Below are 14,070 nucleotides of genomic sequence, written 5' to 3'. Positions count from 1 at the left end.
TTACTAACAACCTTAATTATTGTGTAAGTTTAGCTATCAACTCTACCCATTTTTTTAATGGCATATCTGTATGGCTTTTGAGATTTATATCAGCCTCCCAGCGTTGAAATGCTGATATATTTACCTCTAACAGATCGGCGGTAGCCTGTTGCGTCAGGTCGTATTTTTGGCGTAACGCCTTTAAATTTGCGGGGGTGTATCCCAGTTCGGGGTTATCAATCATGTTTGTTCCTAAAAAATCGGTTGAAACTTAGTAGTTTCAACCGATTTTTATTATTTATATGGTGATTTATATAATCTTAAATCAAATGCCGCTTGCTCCTCTAGGTTTGCGGGGCGTGCAAAATTAAAATCATCAGGGTTGTCGATTTTGTCCATAAGCTCGGCCACTTTTTTGCTGTTGGTTGGAAACTCGCGTCGTTGTACTATCAGCCCAATTGCCTGCATAGGGTTGTATATTGCGTATCTTTCTACATTTGATGGTATTTTTGCCTTTTCACCGTAAATGACAATCAGCAAATCCGCCATAATTTCAAGGGCTTTAATTCGTTTAGCCTTATCGGTTGGCTCGGTATCTCCTGTTAGGTGGGGGGGGATGTGTGCTAATACCTCCGGTGGTGCTACTATGGCCGCACCTGTTGATGTAGCTAGATTGGCTAAAATCTTTGTTGCTTCTGTTGCGGCTGCAAGCGGGGTTAACCCACACTTAACTCCGCGTTTAGTTGCTTGGTCTGAAAACAGGTCATAAATATAGCCTTCGCCGCGTTTTTCGATGGTTAATGTTGCTTTCATTTTTTCGCTCCTGTTGGTTTGCCGACACTGCCCGTCGGTATGGGCTGCCACCCCAAAGGGTGGCGGATTAATCAATAAAAAGAATCTTGCAGAACTAAATCAGTGCTGCCGTCCCAGTCGCTGATCGCAATGCAGCGCCCGTCTTTCGGGGTGTGAAATGTATTAGGATAGTAAAAGTGGATTTTTTTGATTCCCCAGCCGTCTTTATATTTGACAGCTTTAAATTCGGGTTGGCTATATTCGCCGTGGGCAAGGTAATAAGTGCCTTTAGGATAAAAGTTGCCGTTTGACATTTCTTCCAAATGTTCGATATTTCTCAAAAATTCAACGGCTTCTTTTTTTGTTTTGAATACTAAGTTTGACATTTTTTAATCCTTTACTTGGTTAATAAGTCCGAACCTCGCCCCGATTCGGTGGGGTGGCAGACATTGCTGTCTGTCCATGTGTGTATATTACCGCGATTTTCGCGGTAATGCAATATCTATTATGTTGATTTTTCAAATTTTAATAAGATCATCAGATTTCAGGCTATACCTTTGTTTATTGTGTGAGCCTCCCTCAGTGTTACGTTGACAAACTGGTCTTTATTAAGAATGTTTAACTAAGGAGAATGTAATTTCAAATGAACTCTATTTTGGGGTAAAATGATTTTGTTACAAAATCAAATAAGGGAAATATATGGTCGAATTGCCTAAAAAACGTGGTGGGCGTAGGGAAGGAGCTGGGCGAAAAAGCAAGAACGGTGAAGCGACGACAGTAAAGCGTATTCCTGTTTCTTTAATACCCGCTGTTGATGCCATGATTGCCTCTTCTGCCCTGCCACCGGACAGTCTGATTCCAATAAGTCGGACAAATCTGAAGGTTCCGGTTGCCTTAGAAAAAGTACCGGCCGGATTTCCGTCACCTGCGGAGCCGTATGTTGCTGACTATCTCGATTTTAACGAGTACCTTATCACAAACCCGTCTGCCACCTTCGCCGCACGTTCCGGCGGATATTCCATGCTTGATGCGGGTATCGGTAAAGACGATATTATGATCATTGACCGCTCTAAAACACCGAAGCACGGTGATATTGTGATGGCGGATTTAGGTAACGAGTTTACGATCAAACGGCTATACAAAGTTCCCGGTCGTAAGCCAGAGCTGCACTCTGAAAATGCTTCCGGCGAGTACCCTGATTTTGTACCGACCGATGGAGATACATGGTCGGTTGTAGGGGTCGTGACTTTCGTCATCAAAGACGTGCGTCAGGGGGGCTGACATGTACGCTCTGATAGACGGCAACAGCTTTTACTGTTCTTGTGAGCGGGTATTCCGGCCGGACTTGAAGAACGTCCCTATCGTCGTCCTGTCAAACAACGACGGTTGTGTGGTCGCCCGCTCTGCCGAAGCAAAGGCACTCGGCATCAAGATGGGCGAGCCGTATTTCAAAGTAAGGCATTTAGTAACACAAGGCCGTCTGAAAGCCTTTTCCAGCAACTACGAACTCTATGCCGACCTGTCCCGTAGGATGATGGAAACCATCGCCGGTTGTGTCCCTGCGGTTGAAGTCTATTCAATTGACGAATGTTTCGCCAGTATGGACGGTATCGAAAACCTCGCCGAACTCGGCGGCCAAATCAGACATCGCGTATTGCAGTGGGTCGGTATCCCGACCTGTGTCGGCATCGCACCGACCAAGACGCTGGCCAAGTTTTGCAATCATCTTGCCAAACGTTATCCCGATCACTTTGGGGGAGTGGTGGTTTGGTCAAATTGGAATGAGGCTGTCCGCCTTCGCGCCCTGCGCAGCCGGGGTGTTGATGAGATTTGGGGAATTGGGGGTAGAACAGCGGCCAAACTGGCGGCGCAAGGAATTTATACCGCATTGGACTTCGTTCGTGCAGATACCGCTACCCTACGCCGGCGATACGGCGTTACGGTCGAACGGACGCAGCGTGAAATGCAGGGTATTGTCTGTGATGGTTTGCACCCCGAACCGCAAACAAGGCAGAATCTTGTCCGCAGCCGCAGTTTTGGAACGTGTATCGAGACACCGGAGGCGTTGCAGGCGGCGATTACGCATCACATCAGCTCGGGGGCGGAAGCCTTGCGTCGTGACGGACTGGCGGCTTCTGCCGTTACCGTATTCCTACACACGGATTTTTTCCGGGAAAAAGCCCCTCAATACCATAAGAGCCTGAGCCGTAATTTGGCCGTGCCGACAGCCGATACCATCATTCTGAACCGCGAGGCGCAAAATTTGTTGGGGAATATTTATCGAAGCGGCTACCTCTATAAAAAATGCGGGATTGAATTGGGTGGGCTGAAACCAGCCGGACAGGTACAGGCTGACCTTTGGCAGCCCGAAAGTACCAATCCGGTCATGGAGGCATGGGATAAAATCAATCGTCGGTACGGTAGAGGCCGTCTGAAACTTGCATCAGAACTGCTTGCGGATGAATGGAAAATGAACAGAGATAGGTTGAGCCAGTGCTATACCACACGTTTTGTTGATTTACCCATAGTTTGACCGAGGATTATCCCCATAACCTTATGAAATTAAAGATTGGTTGGATGTTTAGTCCCCCTCCATTGGGCGGTGGCATATGGCAATTTCGAATGAAGTGTTACGGCATATTTCATTTATCCGATAAATTTCCTGCCATGCCTTATGCAATAAAATGTTCCGCACAATTGGGATGGCTTTCAATAGCCGGTATCGGTAAAAATAAATATTTCGTCGGTTACACCAAATCCTCAAAAGCTCGTCTTCGTCATTAATCACGATATGCTTCAGAATCAACCCTTTTGAACCCACAGGAAGCAGGTAACGTGGATCAGGGTTATCAAAGTGCCGTCCTGACCCGTTAAAGTCATAAAGAATGTTTGGCTTCATCCCCGCAATATCATGGGTATCTCGTGGTTCAGAAATCTCCCCTTTCCATTCAAAGCACAATGTCGCTGATCGGTTTCCAAGCTCGTGTACCGGGACTTCGCCAAACGTACCCAAAAAATTCATCCCACCATCGTACTCCGTAATTTTAAATGGAGTATCAAACCTGCGGTTTGCTATCAACATATCAAACAAGCGACCAATGTGTTCACGCCTTAGTAAAAGCATTAGTTTTCCTTATGTGTTATTTTCCATCCCTGCCCACGTCAAACACCACTCAAAATCGACAAAGGCAGATATTTTGTCTAAATAGCTCCAGTTTAAGAGCTGTCAGCTACTAGATTGAATAGTAATAATTTTTCATAAATAAAAAAGCCCGCCGTAGGGGGCAAGAGAAAAATAGGCGTGGCAATTTTGCAGGCTGCCGAAGGTGCCGGAAAAGTTGCCTAAGTCTGTTTTTCTCTTGGGGGCGTGGGGACGTTTCTGCCGAACCTTGAGAGGCGGTAACGGGGCTGCGGCGGGCGTTTTTTTCCGTTAAGTTCCCTTCGGCATATAAAGGTCGTCTGAAATCGCCGTTTCAGACGACCTCTATATCTTAGTCGTTGTAAATAACCTGCTCTACCGTCCACCATGTATGCGGGTAATTAGCCTTAAAATCTTCAATTTTCCATTGAATATTTTCATCGTCAACCCCTGTATCATAGATAAATTTTTTGTCAGAACCTATAAAATGTGTTGCCCTTATGCAACCTTTTCTAATGCTCACTTCAATTTCAGAAACATTATCCAACATCAAAAACTTAATTAGGGCTTCGGTATCCAGTCGCGTTTCAGCGGGAATTTTACCTTTAAGGCATTCAGAAAACATTTTGTCATACGTTTCACGCGGCAATAATGCAAATGTTTCTGTCATTGTTCCAACACTGTAATCATGACAGGTGTCTTTCAGCAAATCATAGGTCAAATCTGAACTGCCTTTTAAAGCGGTTGCAAAAAGTTCGACACAATCGTCAGCCGTCAAGCCGTCATTCAGTGAATCTATATGCCGCCACATCTGCATAAAAATTTCTCGGATTTCCTTCGGGCTTAACGCCGAAATTTCATTTAAAATTCTATCTATCATATTCACTTCTTTCACATCTTGAATCATCACTCTTCTACCTTTCTTCAAAACAAAACCAACTGTTCTTCCAATGTCAATAAAGGGGCGGTTATCTTCGTTTCGTCTTGGCTGTTCTGTTTTGCATCAAAAGCGGCTTTTTTGTCTGCTTCAATTTCGGCTTTCATATCGTCTTCAAAACCTCCACGCAACCAATGCACCGTCCGCCATGCCGTATGAAATTCGTTTTTTAAACTGTCTCCATGTATGATTTTTGCGGGGATACCGTAAAAATGGCATTGCACAAAACACATCCACACACACAAAACATCTATATCAACCGCAACCGCTGCCATATGTAAAGTCGGAACTTTTCCGCTATCGGCGATATGTTCCGCAAAGGCAAGCAGATTCGCACCGCTGCCGCAACATGGCTCAAGCAAAGAAACAAATCTTTGTTTCTCCAGTTTCTCCGCCGTGTCGATTCCTACCAGTTTCGCCATCACTCTTGACACTGACATAGGCGTAAAATACTGCCCATTACGCTCGTTTGACGCGCCCAAGTCCATATAAAGCTCACCCAAAAAATCTTCGTAGCTTCCGACGTTCACCGCTCTAATGCAGCCCGCTGCCAAAACGCCCAACAGCTCAGGAAAAATTTTAAAAGCCTCTTCTTTATATTCTCGGCGAATAGTGTGGTATCGCTCCTCGCGTATTTCCCAATCATCATCCCGCATATAACTATTAAAAATCGCAAGGGCTGCCAGCTCTACGAAATCACGAAAAACATCAGACGGTTTATATGTCGCACCGAATGAATAAATGAGTTTTTTCAGCTCTTTAACCGTGTTATCCATTTTTTGCTCCCGAAGGTTTCAGACGACCTTTGCCGCCTGAAACCGTTTAAATGCCATTACCACCAACTGTCATAGAAAACTGCTCGCCCCTCAGCTATCGCTAAGCGCGCATTCGCTATAAAGGTTTTGGTTTCTGTAATGTCTTCGGGATAGATTTGCGAATCTCCAAAGAAAAAGCCCGGCGTGTGTTCTAGTTTTTCATCATTTAAATCAGCCTCCAGCCGTTCTAAATCTTCAAGTTCTAGGCGTACAGTGCAACAATTAAATACATCGGCTTTGCCGCCTTTTTGCCGATATAGTTTTTCCATCCAGCCATGCAGATGGTTAAATTTCCGCCAGTACGCAAATTGATTCAGTTCTGCTTCATCGCGTTCATCTTCACTCACATTCACATCGGTTTGACGGTCGCCGACAAACTTGGCATTCATGGTGTAGCCGTACATATCAAGTCCCATTTGATAATCCTTTCATAAATGTTCATTCATAAATAAACAACCATCGGGGGCAGCGGCCGCCGTGTTGTGATGTCGTAAAAAATTTCAAAGCGCAAAAAGTCCAGACTGGCTTTGTGCGGCTTTTATCTTTGTCCGGTGCGCCCTCTGCGGCGTGGTGGAAAAGGTAGAAGCCGTGCAAAGACACTTGTCTTGGTCTGGACTTTTTGCGCTTTGAAATTTAGACATCAACCAACAACACGGCGGCCGCTGCCCCCGATGGTTGTTTCAAACCTTCAGCCGCTTTGCGGCGTTTCCGCCCTTTTGGGCGGAATTGAAAAAACGCTTTAGGGCGTTTTTTGGCACTCGTTGCCTATCCTGCGTTGTAGTTAAATTTAGTGTGTACTTATGAAATCTTCCCTTTTTGAAGGGTAGATACGCGCCGATTGGAAAGAATTAGTTCAGTTATTAGATATTTATTAGATTGAAATAGATTGAAATTAGATAATATTTAGATAAGTATGGGCTATTAATAGATTTAAATAGATTTAAAATAGATTAATTTTTAGATTGATTAAATGGATTTATTAGTTTAGTATTAGATTTTATTAGTTTATCAATAGAAATTATTAGATTTAGATAGCTTGATTTTAGATTGGAATTAGATATGGGTATTTCGGTAGAAGAATTTATAACTGAGCAGGAAGAAAAAGGACGACGTTCTAAATTAGAGCCGTTCAAAACAGACATCCTGTTGCTTAAGCAAAAAGGCTTTTCTCAAAAGCAGATTCAACAGTTTTTGATGGAAAACGGTCTCAAAGTTGGATTGACGACAATTAACTGGTTTATCAAAACACGTTCAAAATTAGAAACAATCCATAAACCGGTAAACAGCAAAGTGGAGGTACAAAAAGCTCCGCAACTACAAAATCATTTGCAAAAAAATGAATCGCAAATACCGGCAAATGGCTCATCTGAAACAGCAGGCAAAGGCAAGTTTAACTGGCAGAGCAATATTGATCCAGAGGCATACAAATGAAAAAGCCGTCTGATTCACTCAGACGGCTGTACCAACAATAACGAATTATTTAATCTGCTCGACTACCAAGCCCTTACTTTCAAGCAAAACTGCTGCCTTACGGTCAAAAGTAACGAAACACGACGCTCCCATCATGCGTCCCAAAAACTCGTTGACTCCGTCGGCAAAGTCGCCATTGTCTTCCATAATGGCAAATCCCGCTCCCAGCTCGTCCTCCTGAATAACCAAATTGGGGATAGATTCGGAAAAACTGCGAAGTTGTTGCAAAACAAGGTTTTTTTCCATTTTATAACTACGGGTCAAAACCCATACGCATTCCAAAAATACCGTGGTTGGCACAATCACACTATCAGCACTTTCCAGTAATTCCAATGCCTTATCTCTTTGTACCAAATCGTCATCAACGAACAACCGTACCAAAACATTGGTATCAATAGCAATCTGCCTCATTTGAGTTTCAATCCTTCAGAACCTGCCGCTGCCCCAGCATCGGCAATAGCTTCTTTCAGCTCGTCAATGGATAGATGGACATCATGCGGATTGCCTAAACAACCGGCGAAATCCCTAAATGATTTGTGAGAAACAGTTTTCTTTTTTTCTGCCCGTATCCGCAGCTCGCCGTTAGGCAGTTTGCTGACATGGATTCTGTCTCCGGCAGTAATGCCCAAATGCAGCAAAAACTCTTTTTTCAGCGTAACCTGATTTTTAGCGGTTAATCTCAAAGCCGTTCCCATGATAAATCTCCATCAAACAAAGTAAGGTAACTTTACCTTACTTTTTGTCTCGTCTCAACCCATTTATCCACAAAACCTGTACATATCCCTCCCTCAAAAACACCCAATATCCTATCAAACGCTAATATCCATCTACATAGATAATAAATTGCACAAAAAACAATCAGGCGGCCGCCTGTAATATTTTTTGATAGTGATCTGTGATCGTGGTCTTTGTATAAAGGCCGTCCTATACGGACAAAGTTCTCTGTCCTCAAAAGCCAATGTTCTTTGTTCAAAATGTACAAACACAGTATTTTCAATTACTTATTTCAGCAAAAAAAGCGGATTTTTATCATCTGATTTGGGTAAAAATAGGAATACGGTACGGAAAACAGGTGGGCATCTCCCAATCTGCGCCGAAAAACAGGCAAAACCGCCTTTCAGACGCCCTTTCCGGCTTCAAATGGCACAAAAAAAGCTGCCGGAGCAGCGTTTGGGCGTGGCGGTGCCAACAGCCTGATGATTACTGTTTTTTCCTAAAGAGGTTTTTGAGATTTTGGCGGGCTGAATTGTCGGGATTCCGCTGTCTGCCTGTATCGGGTGGCGGGTCGGCGGATTGTTTGATTTGCGCCTCGTATTCCGCCCTAGCTTTGCGCGTGGCCGCCTCGGACGTCGGCGGCGCAGGGATGTTGGAGGAACGGTCAAAGGTGTAGAAGCCTGCCCAGCCGTTCAGAATAGCTTTCCGCATGGCGGCTTCGAGGTCGAAATTTCTATTTTTGAGGTCTTTGAGCTGGTTGAGCAGGATTTTTTTCTGCTTGATATTGAGGGGCTTGCCTTTTTCAGCGCGCATCTTCAAAAAGTCATTCCAAAGTGTGAGGTTGATCCACTTCTCAAGCCTAAAATTGTTGATGTCGAGATGGTAGCGGCTGTCAAACTGCGGTAACGGCTCGCCTTTAACTAGATAGCAAAGCTCCAATAAACGCTCTTTGTTGAGCTGCCAGTGCATTCTGCCGTGTACGCCTGCGCGTCGGCATTGGATCACACCTTTGCCCAATAAAAATTTCCGCGCCTTTTCGTACCCACGTCGCGTCAGTCCAAATTCAGCGAACAACTGGGCGGCTGTCTTGTATATCCAGCCCTGACGTTTCGGCTCCTTGTCAGCCACATCGCTCCACCAAAACAGCCCCGACAATAACGTCGCTGCCTGAATATTGGAGCCGCACAAAAGCCCGAACTCGCGGTAAACCACGAAGTCCGTTGTAATGTGATGGCGGATGTCGGAGATAAACATGATTATTTTGCGGTTTGCACGCTTTTGTGCAATTTCAAAAGTGCAGTTCCCACCTCAAATGAAATAGCCTTTTTACTTTTGCTATTTTGAGTACGGTAATAGTTATTCTTCACTTGAGAAATAAAACCTTGTGAACATCCACAAATCTCTGCTATTTGTCTTTGGGAATAACCTGCATCTTGAATTTCTTGAATGATTTTTGTCCAATCCATAATGTTCCTTTCCATACAATCCACATTCTAATTAGAAAGCTAATTTAGTTCAATAACCAAACTAATTGAACAAAACCATAGACTGTTTGTTTTAAATAGAGCGCAAAGACTATGGAACACATTGGAGATCGTATCCGTATTGCGAGATTGAACCTAGAGCTCAGTCAGTCTGCGTTAGCGAAAAGAGCAAATGTAAGCCAAGGAACAATTGGTCAATTAGAGAGTGGACGAAATCAAAGTTCAGCTAAGATCGTTGAACTGGCTTCGGCATTAAATGTTTCTCCTGAATGGCTACTTTATGGGAAAAATCCTCCTTCAGTATTCCAAAAGCCGGAAAATATCGAAACTTCAGAATCTTATATTACTTCTGAAATAAGTGCTGTTGCACTCAAAAAGGAATTTTTAAAAGCTCAAGGATTTGATGTTGATTATGTAGATTTCATTCGATGTAAAGATGAAAGTATGTCACCAACAATCAGTATTTTTGATGATGTGGCGTTTTCTCGGCTAGACAAAGTCAAACATGAAAATGGGGTGTTCGTTATAAAACGAAGTTCTGGTTTAATCTTCATTCGAAGAACAATTCTTGATTCAACCCAGAAATGGATATATCGCTGTGACAATTTGGACAAAACACGTTTCTCAGATGTGGATGCAATTGAGTCAGATGAAATTCTTGGTAGAGTTATTTGGCGTGGTGGGCTTAACTCCTTTAATTTATAAAATATAAATAATATGAAATAATGGTATAAATTACTATCTAATTCAACTATTTCCAGGTCGCCTAATAATTTAAGGCGACTTTTTTTGTAACGATAAATTACCACGCTAATAAAATTTTACACTAAAATATTAGCAAACTATTTACTTATTTCAATTAGTTTGCTAATATTTGCGTATCAAAGCTCTTTAACAGTTTGGAACGAAGCAACCGGCCTTCGGAGTTTTTTCGGAGTATAAACCTCGAAAATAACAGGCGTAAAAAAGGCGATCGAGCCTTTGGGTAAGAACCAACGGTTGCTGGCAGCTTTCAACCTGCCAAAAAAAAATGCCGCGCATCCGGGTAGCCTGATGAGAGGGTCCGGTAACAGGCGGCAAGTTGGACGTATTTTTTAATCAGGACGTAATCCCGATGCAGCAGCGATAATCTGCGGACAAGCTGCAAAATACATTTTGGTTTTTCTTTTCGCCCGCCGTGAGCGGGGATTTATCGGATAAATCCGATAGGGCATAGGCCCAAATGTTTTGACGGCTCTACCCGTCTTTAAACATGTATCCAAATCCAAGCCCACTTCTTGCACAAGTGGGTTTCCGTTTGGGTTCATCCGAAATAATAATAAAGTTTATTATTTCAGATAGTTTATTATTATAGTTCAAAGGTGAAGTTATGACAAATATGACAAAGGATGAAATTAAAGCCCTGCAAATCAAAGCAGCAGAAATCAGTGATCATTTTGAAAACAAATCGTCGGTTTATGTGCGATCAGGACAGGAAATTTTTCATCTGAACCGTGAGAATCACGATGACGCATTCATTGCATCGCGTATCGCAAATGAATATTGGTGGAAATTCGAGTGGTTTCTGAATGATAGTGATCTTTGGAAAGATAGCGATTTTGACGATATTGATGAGGTTGCCGCGGAGTTTGAGGGTAGGTTTGCGGGATTTTTTCAGGAGGGTTGAGAATAGTGGCTTTAATTCTTAGGTTTTTCTTTGATGATTATGGATTAACTTCTGTTGGTATGCGGGTATTCTGTTTGTTTATGTTGTTGATTTCTGGAGTTGTTTTTTTTCTTTTCTTATTAGATGAAAAGGCCAAACAATTACCAAAAAATATTTTCGGTATCGTATTTTTCATGTTCATGTGTCTAATTGTCTCGTCCATGTTAGTAAATCCTTATGAAAATATTTCTGCAAGTGGAACGCCAATTCAAAAGGCTAATTTGAAAAGATGCACTGCCTGGAAAACCGTAAATCTTGAAAATATTAGGGAAATTATGACTAATTGCAAAGACAATGATCAGGAACAGAAATTTAAGGAAGGAATCGAATCCTTAGGAATGTAGCGCAGAGGAAAATTATGAAAGATATTGAAATATGTATCTTAATGAACTTGGCTGAGGATATTTGTGAGTTTTTAGAATTGCGAGCTGGTTCTTACATTATCCCTAAGCCTGAGTTTGATTTTCCTCGTCATGATGACCCTGAAATCTGTTACGCTGAAGCAGATATTGCCAAGAAATATCAAGAACAATTTGAATTGTATTTAACGAAAGGACAATTTGAATCAGAAGCAGGTTTTGATATTGCTGAGATAGCGAAGCAATTTAAGGAGCTGTTTTCGGAATTTATTCAAGAAAGATAAAACGATGTCTTTTATTCTTAATTGGTTATTTGATGATTATGGATTTCCTTCCGTATGGTGGTGGGTTTTTGTTTTTTTTTAATTACCATTTTCAGTGTTGTAACTCTCTATGCCGTCAATTATAAAAATGTACTCTTAATTAAAATCATCATCTTTGTCTCCGGCATCGTATATACGGGAATATTCTTCTTTATCACGATTTTTAATCCATACCAATATATGGCTGTCAGTGGAACAGCCATCCAAAAGCTCAATGTTCAAAGATGTACAGAGGGGATCACTGTTACCCATAACAACATAAAGAGTATTATGTTTGTCTGCGATAAACAAGAAATGTAATTTTAATTGATAACAAAATAAGCAAGGTTAATTTCAGGTCGTTAGAAGTTTCAGACCACCATTTCTACCGCCTAGCTACACCATAGGCGGCGGGCAACTCAGCGGCTCGAGAGAAAGGTAGACTGAGCGGTTCCGATACCGTCCGTGTGTGATGTTGTGTGAACAAGCACTTTGCCCGTGAATCAGTGAGCAGTAGCGGGAGGGTAAAAATCGGCGGCATGGCAGTTATCGCGCTTTGCCGTTTTGAGCGATGCCCTGATAAGGCTGACTACCGGCAATAGGTCGGGGAGCAGGTGGAAGCCCTGCATTTCAAATTAATTTAAAAGAAGACTCCGATGTATGCGAAAGTTCTTGTAATAATAGTTGGTATGATGCTTTCAGCAATAATAATTAAATTAATATATACGGCCAATCTGATAAATTATCTTAAAGCCAGTCCATTTATTATCGGGAGTTTTATGGCACTTGTTTGGATGTGGGCATTAGATGATTAATAACTAGAAGGAGTTATTGATATGCGTTTAGATGAAGGAAAAATGGAAGAATTGAGAGATCGAATTCTAGAGCTGAATGGAAAACGGTTATCAGAGTTAGATGAAGTGCAATTGAAGCTGTATGGAACTGCACTTTCATATAATAGAAAATTTAATAGAAAATTAGAACTGCTAATCATTAGTAAGCAAATTAATGAAAATGATTCCATCATTTATATAGGCAAGTTCGACGGTTTATGTACGTTCGGTCAAGAGGAAGGTAAGTCATGAAGTTTAACCGTCGTGAAAAAAGGCTGTTTGATGAACTGGCTTACTACACCTGTTTGGGTACGGAATATCCGTATGAAAAACAGACAAGGATGCTTAGGCTGATTGGTCTTGCTTTTGTCGTTGGAGCACCACTGGTGGGCGTTATTCCTCCCTACATAGACAAATTAAAACCACTTACCTTTCCCATTTTCTTTATTTATATGGCAATTATTTTTTCTATGATCTGCATTGGAATAAAACGAGACTATTTCCCAGGAGAAAAAATTCAGCATGACATCAACTTGCATCGAAGCGGATATATTCGTGAATATAATCTGCTCAAACAGGAAAACCCGGGACTGACCGTTGAAGCCTTTGCGGAAAGCATCAAAGTATTTTTGGCCGCCCAAGAAAAACAGCGCACCCAACAAGAAAAACGGGAAAACGAACAGAAACTGGCTGAACTGAAGCAGAAATACGATCTGTAATCGCGTTTCAAAAACCTTCCAATGCCCTGAGTATGATGGCGATGATAAGGTTGAGGATTGGCTGATTTTGGGGCGGACAGCCGTGTTAAAGCAACCGCACTTGAGATGGGAAAAAGACTTGTTAACTTTGACCTTTCTGAGACAAATACCTATTAATTAGCGTAAAGGAAAAAAAATGAGACCAAGTGAAGCATTTCAAACCACAAAAGAAATGAAGCTAGAGAATTTTGTGCAGATTTGGAATTTGGGCGGTGAACGTAGTATTGGGAATCAATTCTCAAATATGGATAAGGCCAATTATTTGGAATGTATAGATAAGTCTGCTGAGGAAAAAATTGTACTTCTGCAAAAAGAGCTTGACCAATTTATGGACTCTATCCCAACGATAAGTATATTTGGTTGTGGTCGTTACGCTGAAAGAGCAGAAGACGTAAAAATTGCCAACCAAATTCAGGAAAAAATTAATTTTGCTTCTCAAAAACGAACCGTCACCAACATTACGTCGGAATTTGATGCAGGTTGGGTGCTTCCCGGAATCAAGCATGGCAAATCTTCTAAAACACTGAATATTTCGCCTTTACCCGAAAATTGGGACGAGGTATGGCTTGTTTATGAGCAATATCCTCATTTTCATAGGATTTTGGTTGCGCGGAACAATCATGATGGTACGGTTCAGGTTTTCAAATCATGATGAAGAAAAGTAAATGTTTATCGGCAAACAACACAGACCACCGAACACATGATTAAACACTGACCGCCTGTGGGCAACTCAGTGGCTCGGAGCAAAAAGACTGAGCGGTTCCGATACCGTCCGTGTGTGAT

Annotated in this window: 21 protein-coding genes; 10 read left to right on the top strand and 11 right to left on the bottom strand. The window is 42.1% G+C overall.

Annotated elements, in window-relative coordinates:
- Positions 1-16: 16 nt before the first annotated feature.
- The 3 genes from HMPREF3050_RS09210 to HMPREF3050_RS09200 form a co-directional block, all read right to left on the bottom strand.
- Positions 17-223 (bottom strand): helix-turn-helix domain-containing protein, encoded by a 207-nt coding sequence (locus HMPREF3050_RS09210; protein WP_070774559.1) that lies wholly within the window; start codon positions 221-223, stop codon positions 17-19.
- Positions 224-273: 50 nt separating this feature from the next.
- Positions 274-792, bottom strand: a complete 519-nt coding sequence (locus HMPREF3050_RS09205) for a hypothetical protein (protein WP_070774557.1) — start codon at positions 790-792, stop codon at positions 274-276.
- Positions 793-863: 71 nt separating this feature from the next.
- The gene (locus HMPREF3050_RS09200) at positions 864-1,157 is read right to left on the bottom strand and encodes a hypothetical protein (protein WP_070774555.1); all 294 of its coding nucleotides are present in this window, start codon (positions 1,155-1,157) and stop codon (positions 864-866) included.
- Positions 1,158-1,470: 313 nt separating this feature from the next.
- Here HMPREF3050_RS09200 and umuD point away from each other — a divergent pair, with 313 nt between their 5' ends.
- Positions 1,471-2,052: a LexA family protein gene (gene umuD / locus HMPREF3050_RS09195; protein ID WP_070774553.1), complete on the top strand. Its 582-nt coding sequence runs from the start codon at positions 1,471-1,473 to the stop codon at positions 2,050-2,052.
- A 1-nt stretch (position 2,053) separates the two neighbouring features.
- Positions 2,054-3,304 carry a Y-family DNA polymerase gene (locus tag HMPREF3050_RS09190; RefSeq protein ID WP_070774551.1) on the top strand — a complete coding sequence of 417 codons (1,251 nt, stop codon included), beginning with the start codon at positions 2,054-2,056 and terminating at the stop codon, positions 3,302-3,304.
- Between the two features lie 48 nt (positions 3,305-3,352).
- Here HMPREF3050_RS09190 and HMPREF3050_RS09185 read toward each other — a convergent pair whose 3' ends face one another.
- The 4 genes from HMPREF3050_RS09185 to HMPREF3050_RS09170 all read right to left on the bottom strand — a co-directional run bounded on the left by HMPREF3050_RS09185 (position 3,353) and on the right by HMPREF3050_RS09170 (position 6,078).
- Positions 3,353-3,895, bottom strand: coding sequence for a hypothetical protein (locus tag HMPREF3050_RS09185; protein WP_094113375.1), 543 nt, complete (start codon positions 3,893-3,895; stop codon positions 3,353-3,355).
- A gap of 367 nt (positions 3,896-4,262) precedes the next feature.
- The gene (locus tag HMPREF3050_RS09180) at positions 4,263-4,817 is read right to left on the bottom strand and encodes a hypothetical protein (protein WP_070774549.1); all 555 of its coding nucleotides are present in this window, start codon (positions 4,815-4,817) and stop codon (positions 4,263-4,265) included.
- A 17-nt stretch (positions 4,818-4,834) separates the two neighbouring features.
- Entirely contained in the window at positions 4,835-5,623 is a 789-nt protein-coding gene (locus tag HMPREF3050_RS09175) for an N-6 DNA methylase (RefSeq protein WP_070774548.1), read from the bottom strand.
- Positions 5,624-5,679: 56 nt separating this feature from the next.
- On the bottom strand, positions 5,680-6,078 hold the full coding sequence (locus HMPREF3050_RS09170; protein WP_070774547.1) for a phosphoglycerate kinase: 399 nt from the start codon (positions 6,076-6,078) through the stop codon (positions 5,680-5,682).
- Between the two features lie 643 nt (positions 6,079-6,721).
- Here HMPREF3050_RS09170 and HMPREF3050_RS09165 point away from each other — a divergent pair.
- A complete protein-coding gene (locus tag HMPREF3050_RS09165; RefSeq protein ID WP_070774545.1) occupies positions 6,722-7,093 on the top strand; it encodes a hypothetical protein in 372 nt (123 codons plus the stop codon).
- A 45-nt stretch (positions 7,094-7,138) separates the two neighbouring features.
- On the opposite strand, the gene HMPREF3050_RS09160 is transcribed toward HMPREF3050_RS09165, so the two are convergent.
- The 4 genes from HMPREF3050_RS09160 to HMPREF3050_RS09145 form a co-directional block, all read right to left on the bottom strand.
- The gene (locus HMPREF3050_RS09160) at positions 7,139-7,543 is read right to left on the bottom strand and encodes a type II toxin-antitoxin system VapC family toxin (protein ID WP_003759582.1); all 405 of its coding nucleotides are present in this window, start codon (positions 7,541-7,543) and stop codon (positions 7,139-7,141) included.
- Positions 7,540-7,827, bottom strand: coding sequence for an AbrB/MazE/SpoVT family DNA-binding domain-containing protein (locus HMPREF3050_RS09155; protein ID WP_070774543.1), 288 nt, complete (start codon positions 7,825-7,827; stop codon positions 7,540-7,542). Before HMPREF3050_RS09155 ends, HMPREF3050_RS09160 begins: the two co-directional genes overlap by 4 nt.
- A gap of 505 nt (positions 7,828-8,332) precedes the next feature.
- Positions 8,333-9,100: a hypothetical protein gene (locus HMPREF3050_RS09150; protein ID WP_070774540.1), complete on the bottom strand. Its 768-nt coding sequence runs from the start codon at positions 9,098-9,100 to the stop codon at positions 8,333-8,335.
- 2 nt (positions 9,101-9,102) lie between these two features.
- Positions 9,103-9,312 carry a helix-turn-helix domain-containing protein gene (locus HMPREF3050_RS09145; protein WP_009311183.1) on the bottom strand — a complete coding sequence of 70 codons (210 nt, stop codon included), beginning with the start codon at positions 9,310-9,312 and terminating at the stop codon, positions 9,103-9,105.
- Between the two features lie 111 nt (positions 9,313-9,423).
- On the opposite strand from HMPREF3050_RS09145, the gene HMPREF3050_RS09140 reads away from it, so the two are divergent.
- From HMPREF3050_RS09140 to HMPREF3050_RS09105, 7 genes are all read left to right on the top strand, one after another.
- Positions 9,424-10,035, top strand: coding sequence for a helix-turn-helix domain-containing protein (locus HMPREF3050_RS09140; protein ID WP_009311184.1), 612 nt, complete (start codon positions 9,424-9,426; stop codon positions 10,033-10,035).
- Between the two features lie 664 nt (positions 10,036-10,699).
- Complete coding sequence (locus HMPREF3050_RS09135) at positions 10,700-10,996, top strand: hypothetical protein (protein WP_070774538.1); 297 nt, start codon at positions 10,700-10,702, stop codon at positions 10,994-10,996.
- A 5-nt stretch (positions 10,997-11,001) separates the two neighbouring features.
- Positions 11,002-11,379 carry a hypothetical protein gene (locus HMPREF3050_RS09130; protein ID WP_141758428.1) on the top strand — a complete coding sequence of 126 codons (378 nt, stop codon included), beginning with the start codon at positions 11,002-11,004 and terminating at the stop codon, positions 11,377-11,379.
- Between the two features lie 14 nt (positions 11,380-11,393).
- Entirely contained in the window at positions 11,394-11,678 is a 285-nt protein-coding gene (locus HMPREF3050_RS09125) for a hypothetical protein (protein WP_070774533.1), read from the top strand.
- Positions 11,679-12,532: 854 nt separating this feature from the next.
- Positions 12,533-12,781 (top strand): hypothetical protein, encoded by a 249-nt coding sequence (locus HMPREF3050_RS09115; RefSeq protein WP_070774529.1) that lies wholly within the window; start codon positions 12,533-12,535, stop codon positions 12,779-12,781.
- Complete coding sequence (locus tag HMPREF3050_RS09110; protein ID WP_070774527.1) at positions 12,778-13,248, top strand: hypothetical protein; 471 nt, start codon at positions 12,778-12,780, stop codon at positions 13,246-13,248. Before HMPREF3050_RS09115 ends, HMPREF3050_RS09110 begins: the two co-directional genes overlap by 4 nt.
- Positions 13,249-13,423: 175 nt before the next feature.
- Positions 13,424-13,939, top strand: a complete 516-nt coding sequence (locus HMPREF3050_RS09105; RefSeq protein ID WP_070774525.1) for a hypothetical protein — start codon at positions 13,424-13,426, stop codon at positions 13,937-13,939.
- Positions 13,940-14,070 lie beyond the last annotated feature (131 nt).

Origin of the sequence: Neisseria sp. HMSC065D04 (assembly GCF_001815675.1) — a bacterium.
Lineage (GTDB): Bacteria > Pseudomonadota > Gammaproteobacteria > Burkholderiales > Neisseriaceae > Neisseria.
This window is presented reverse-complemented; position numbering and strand designations above follow the sequence as displayed.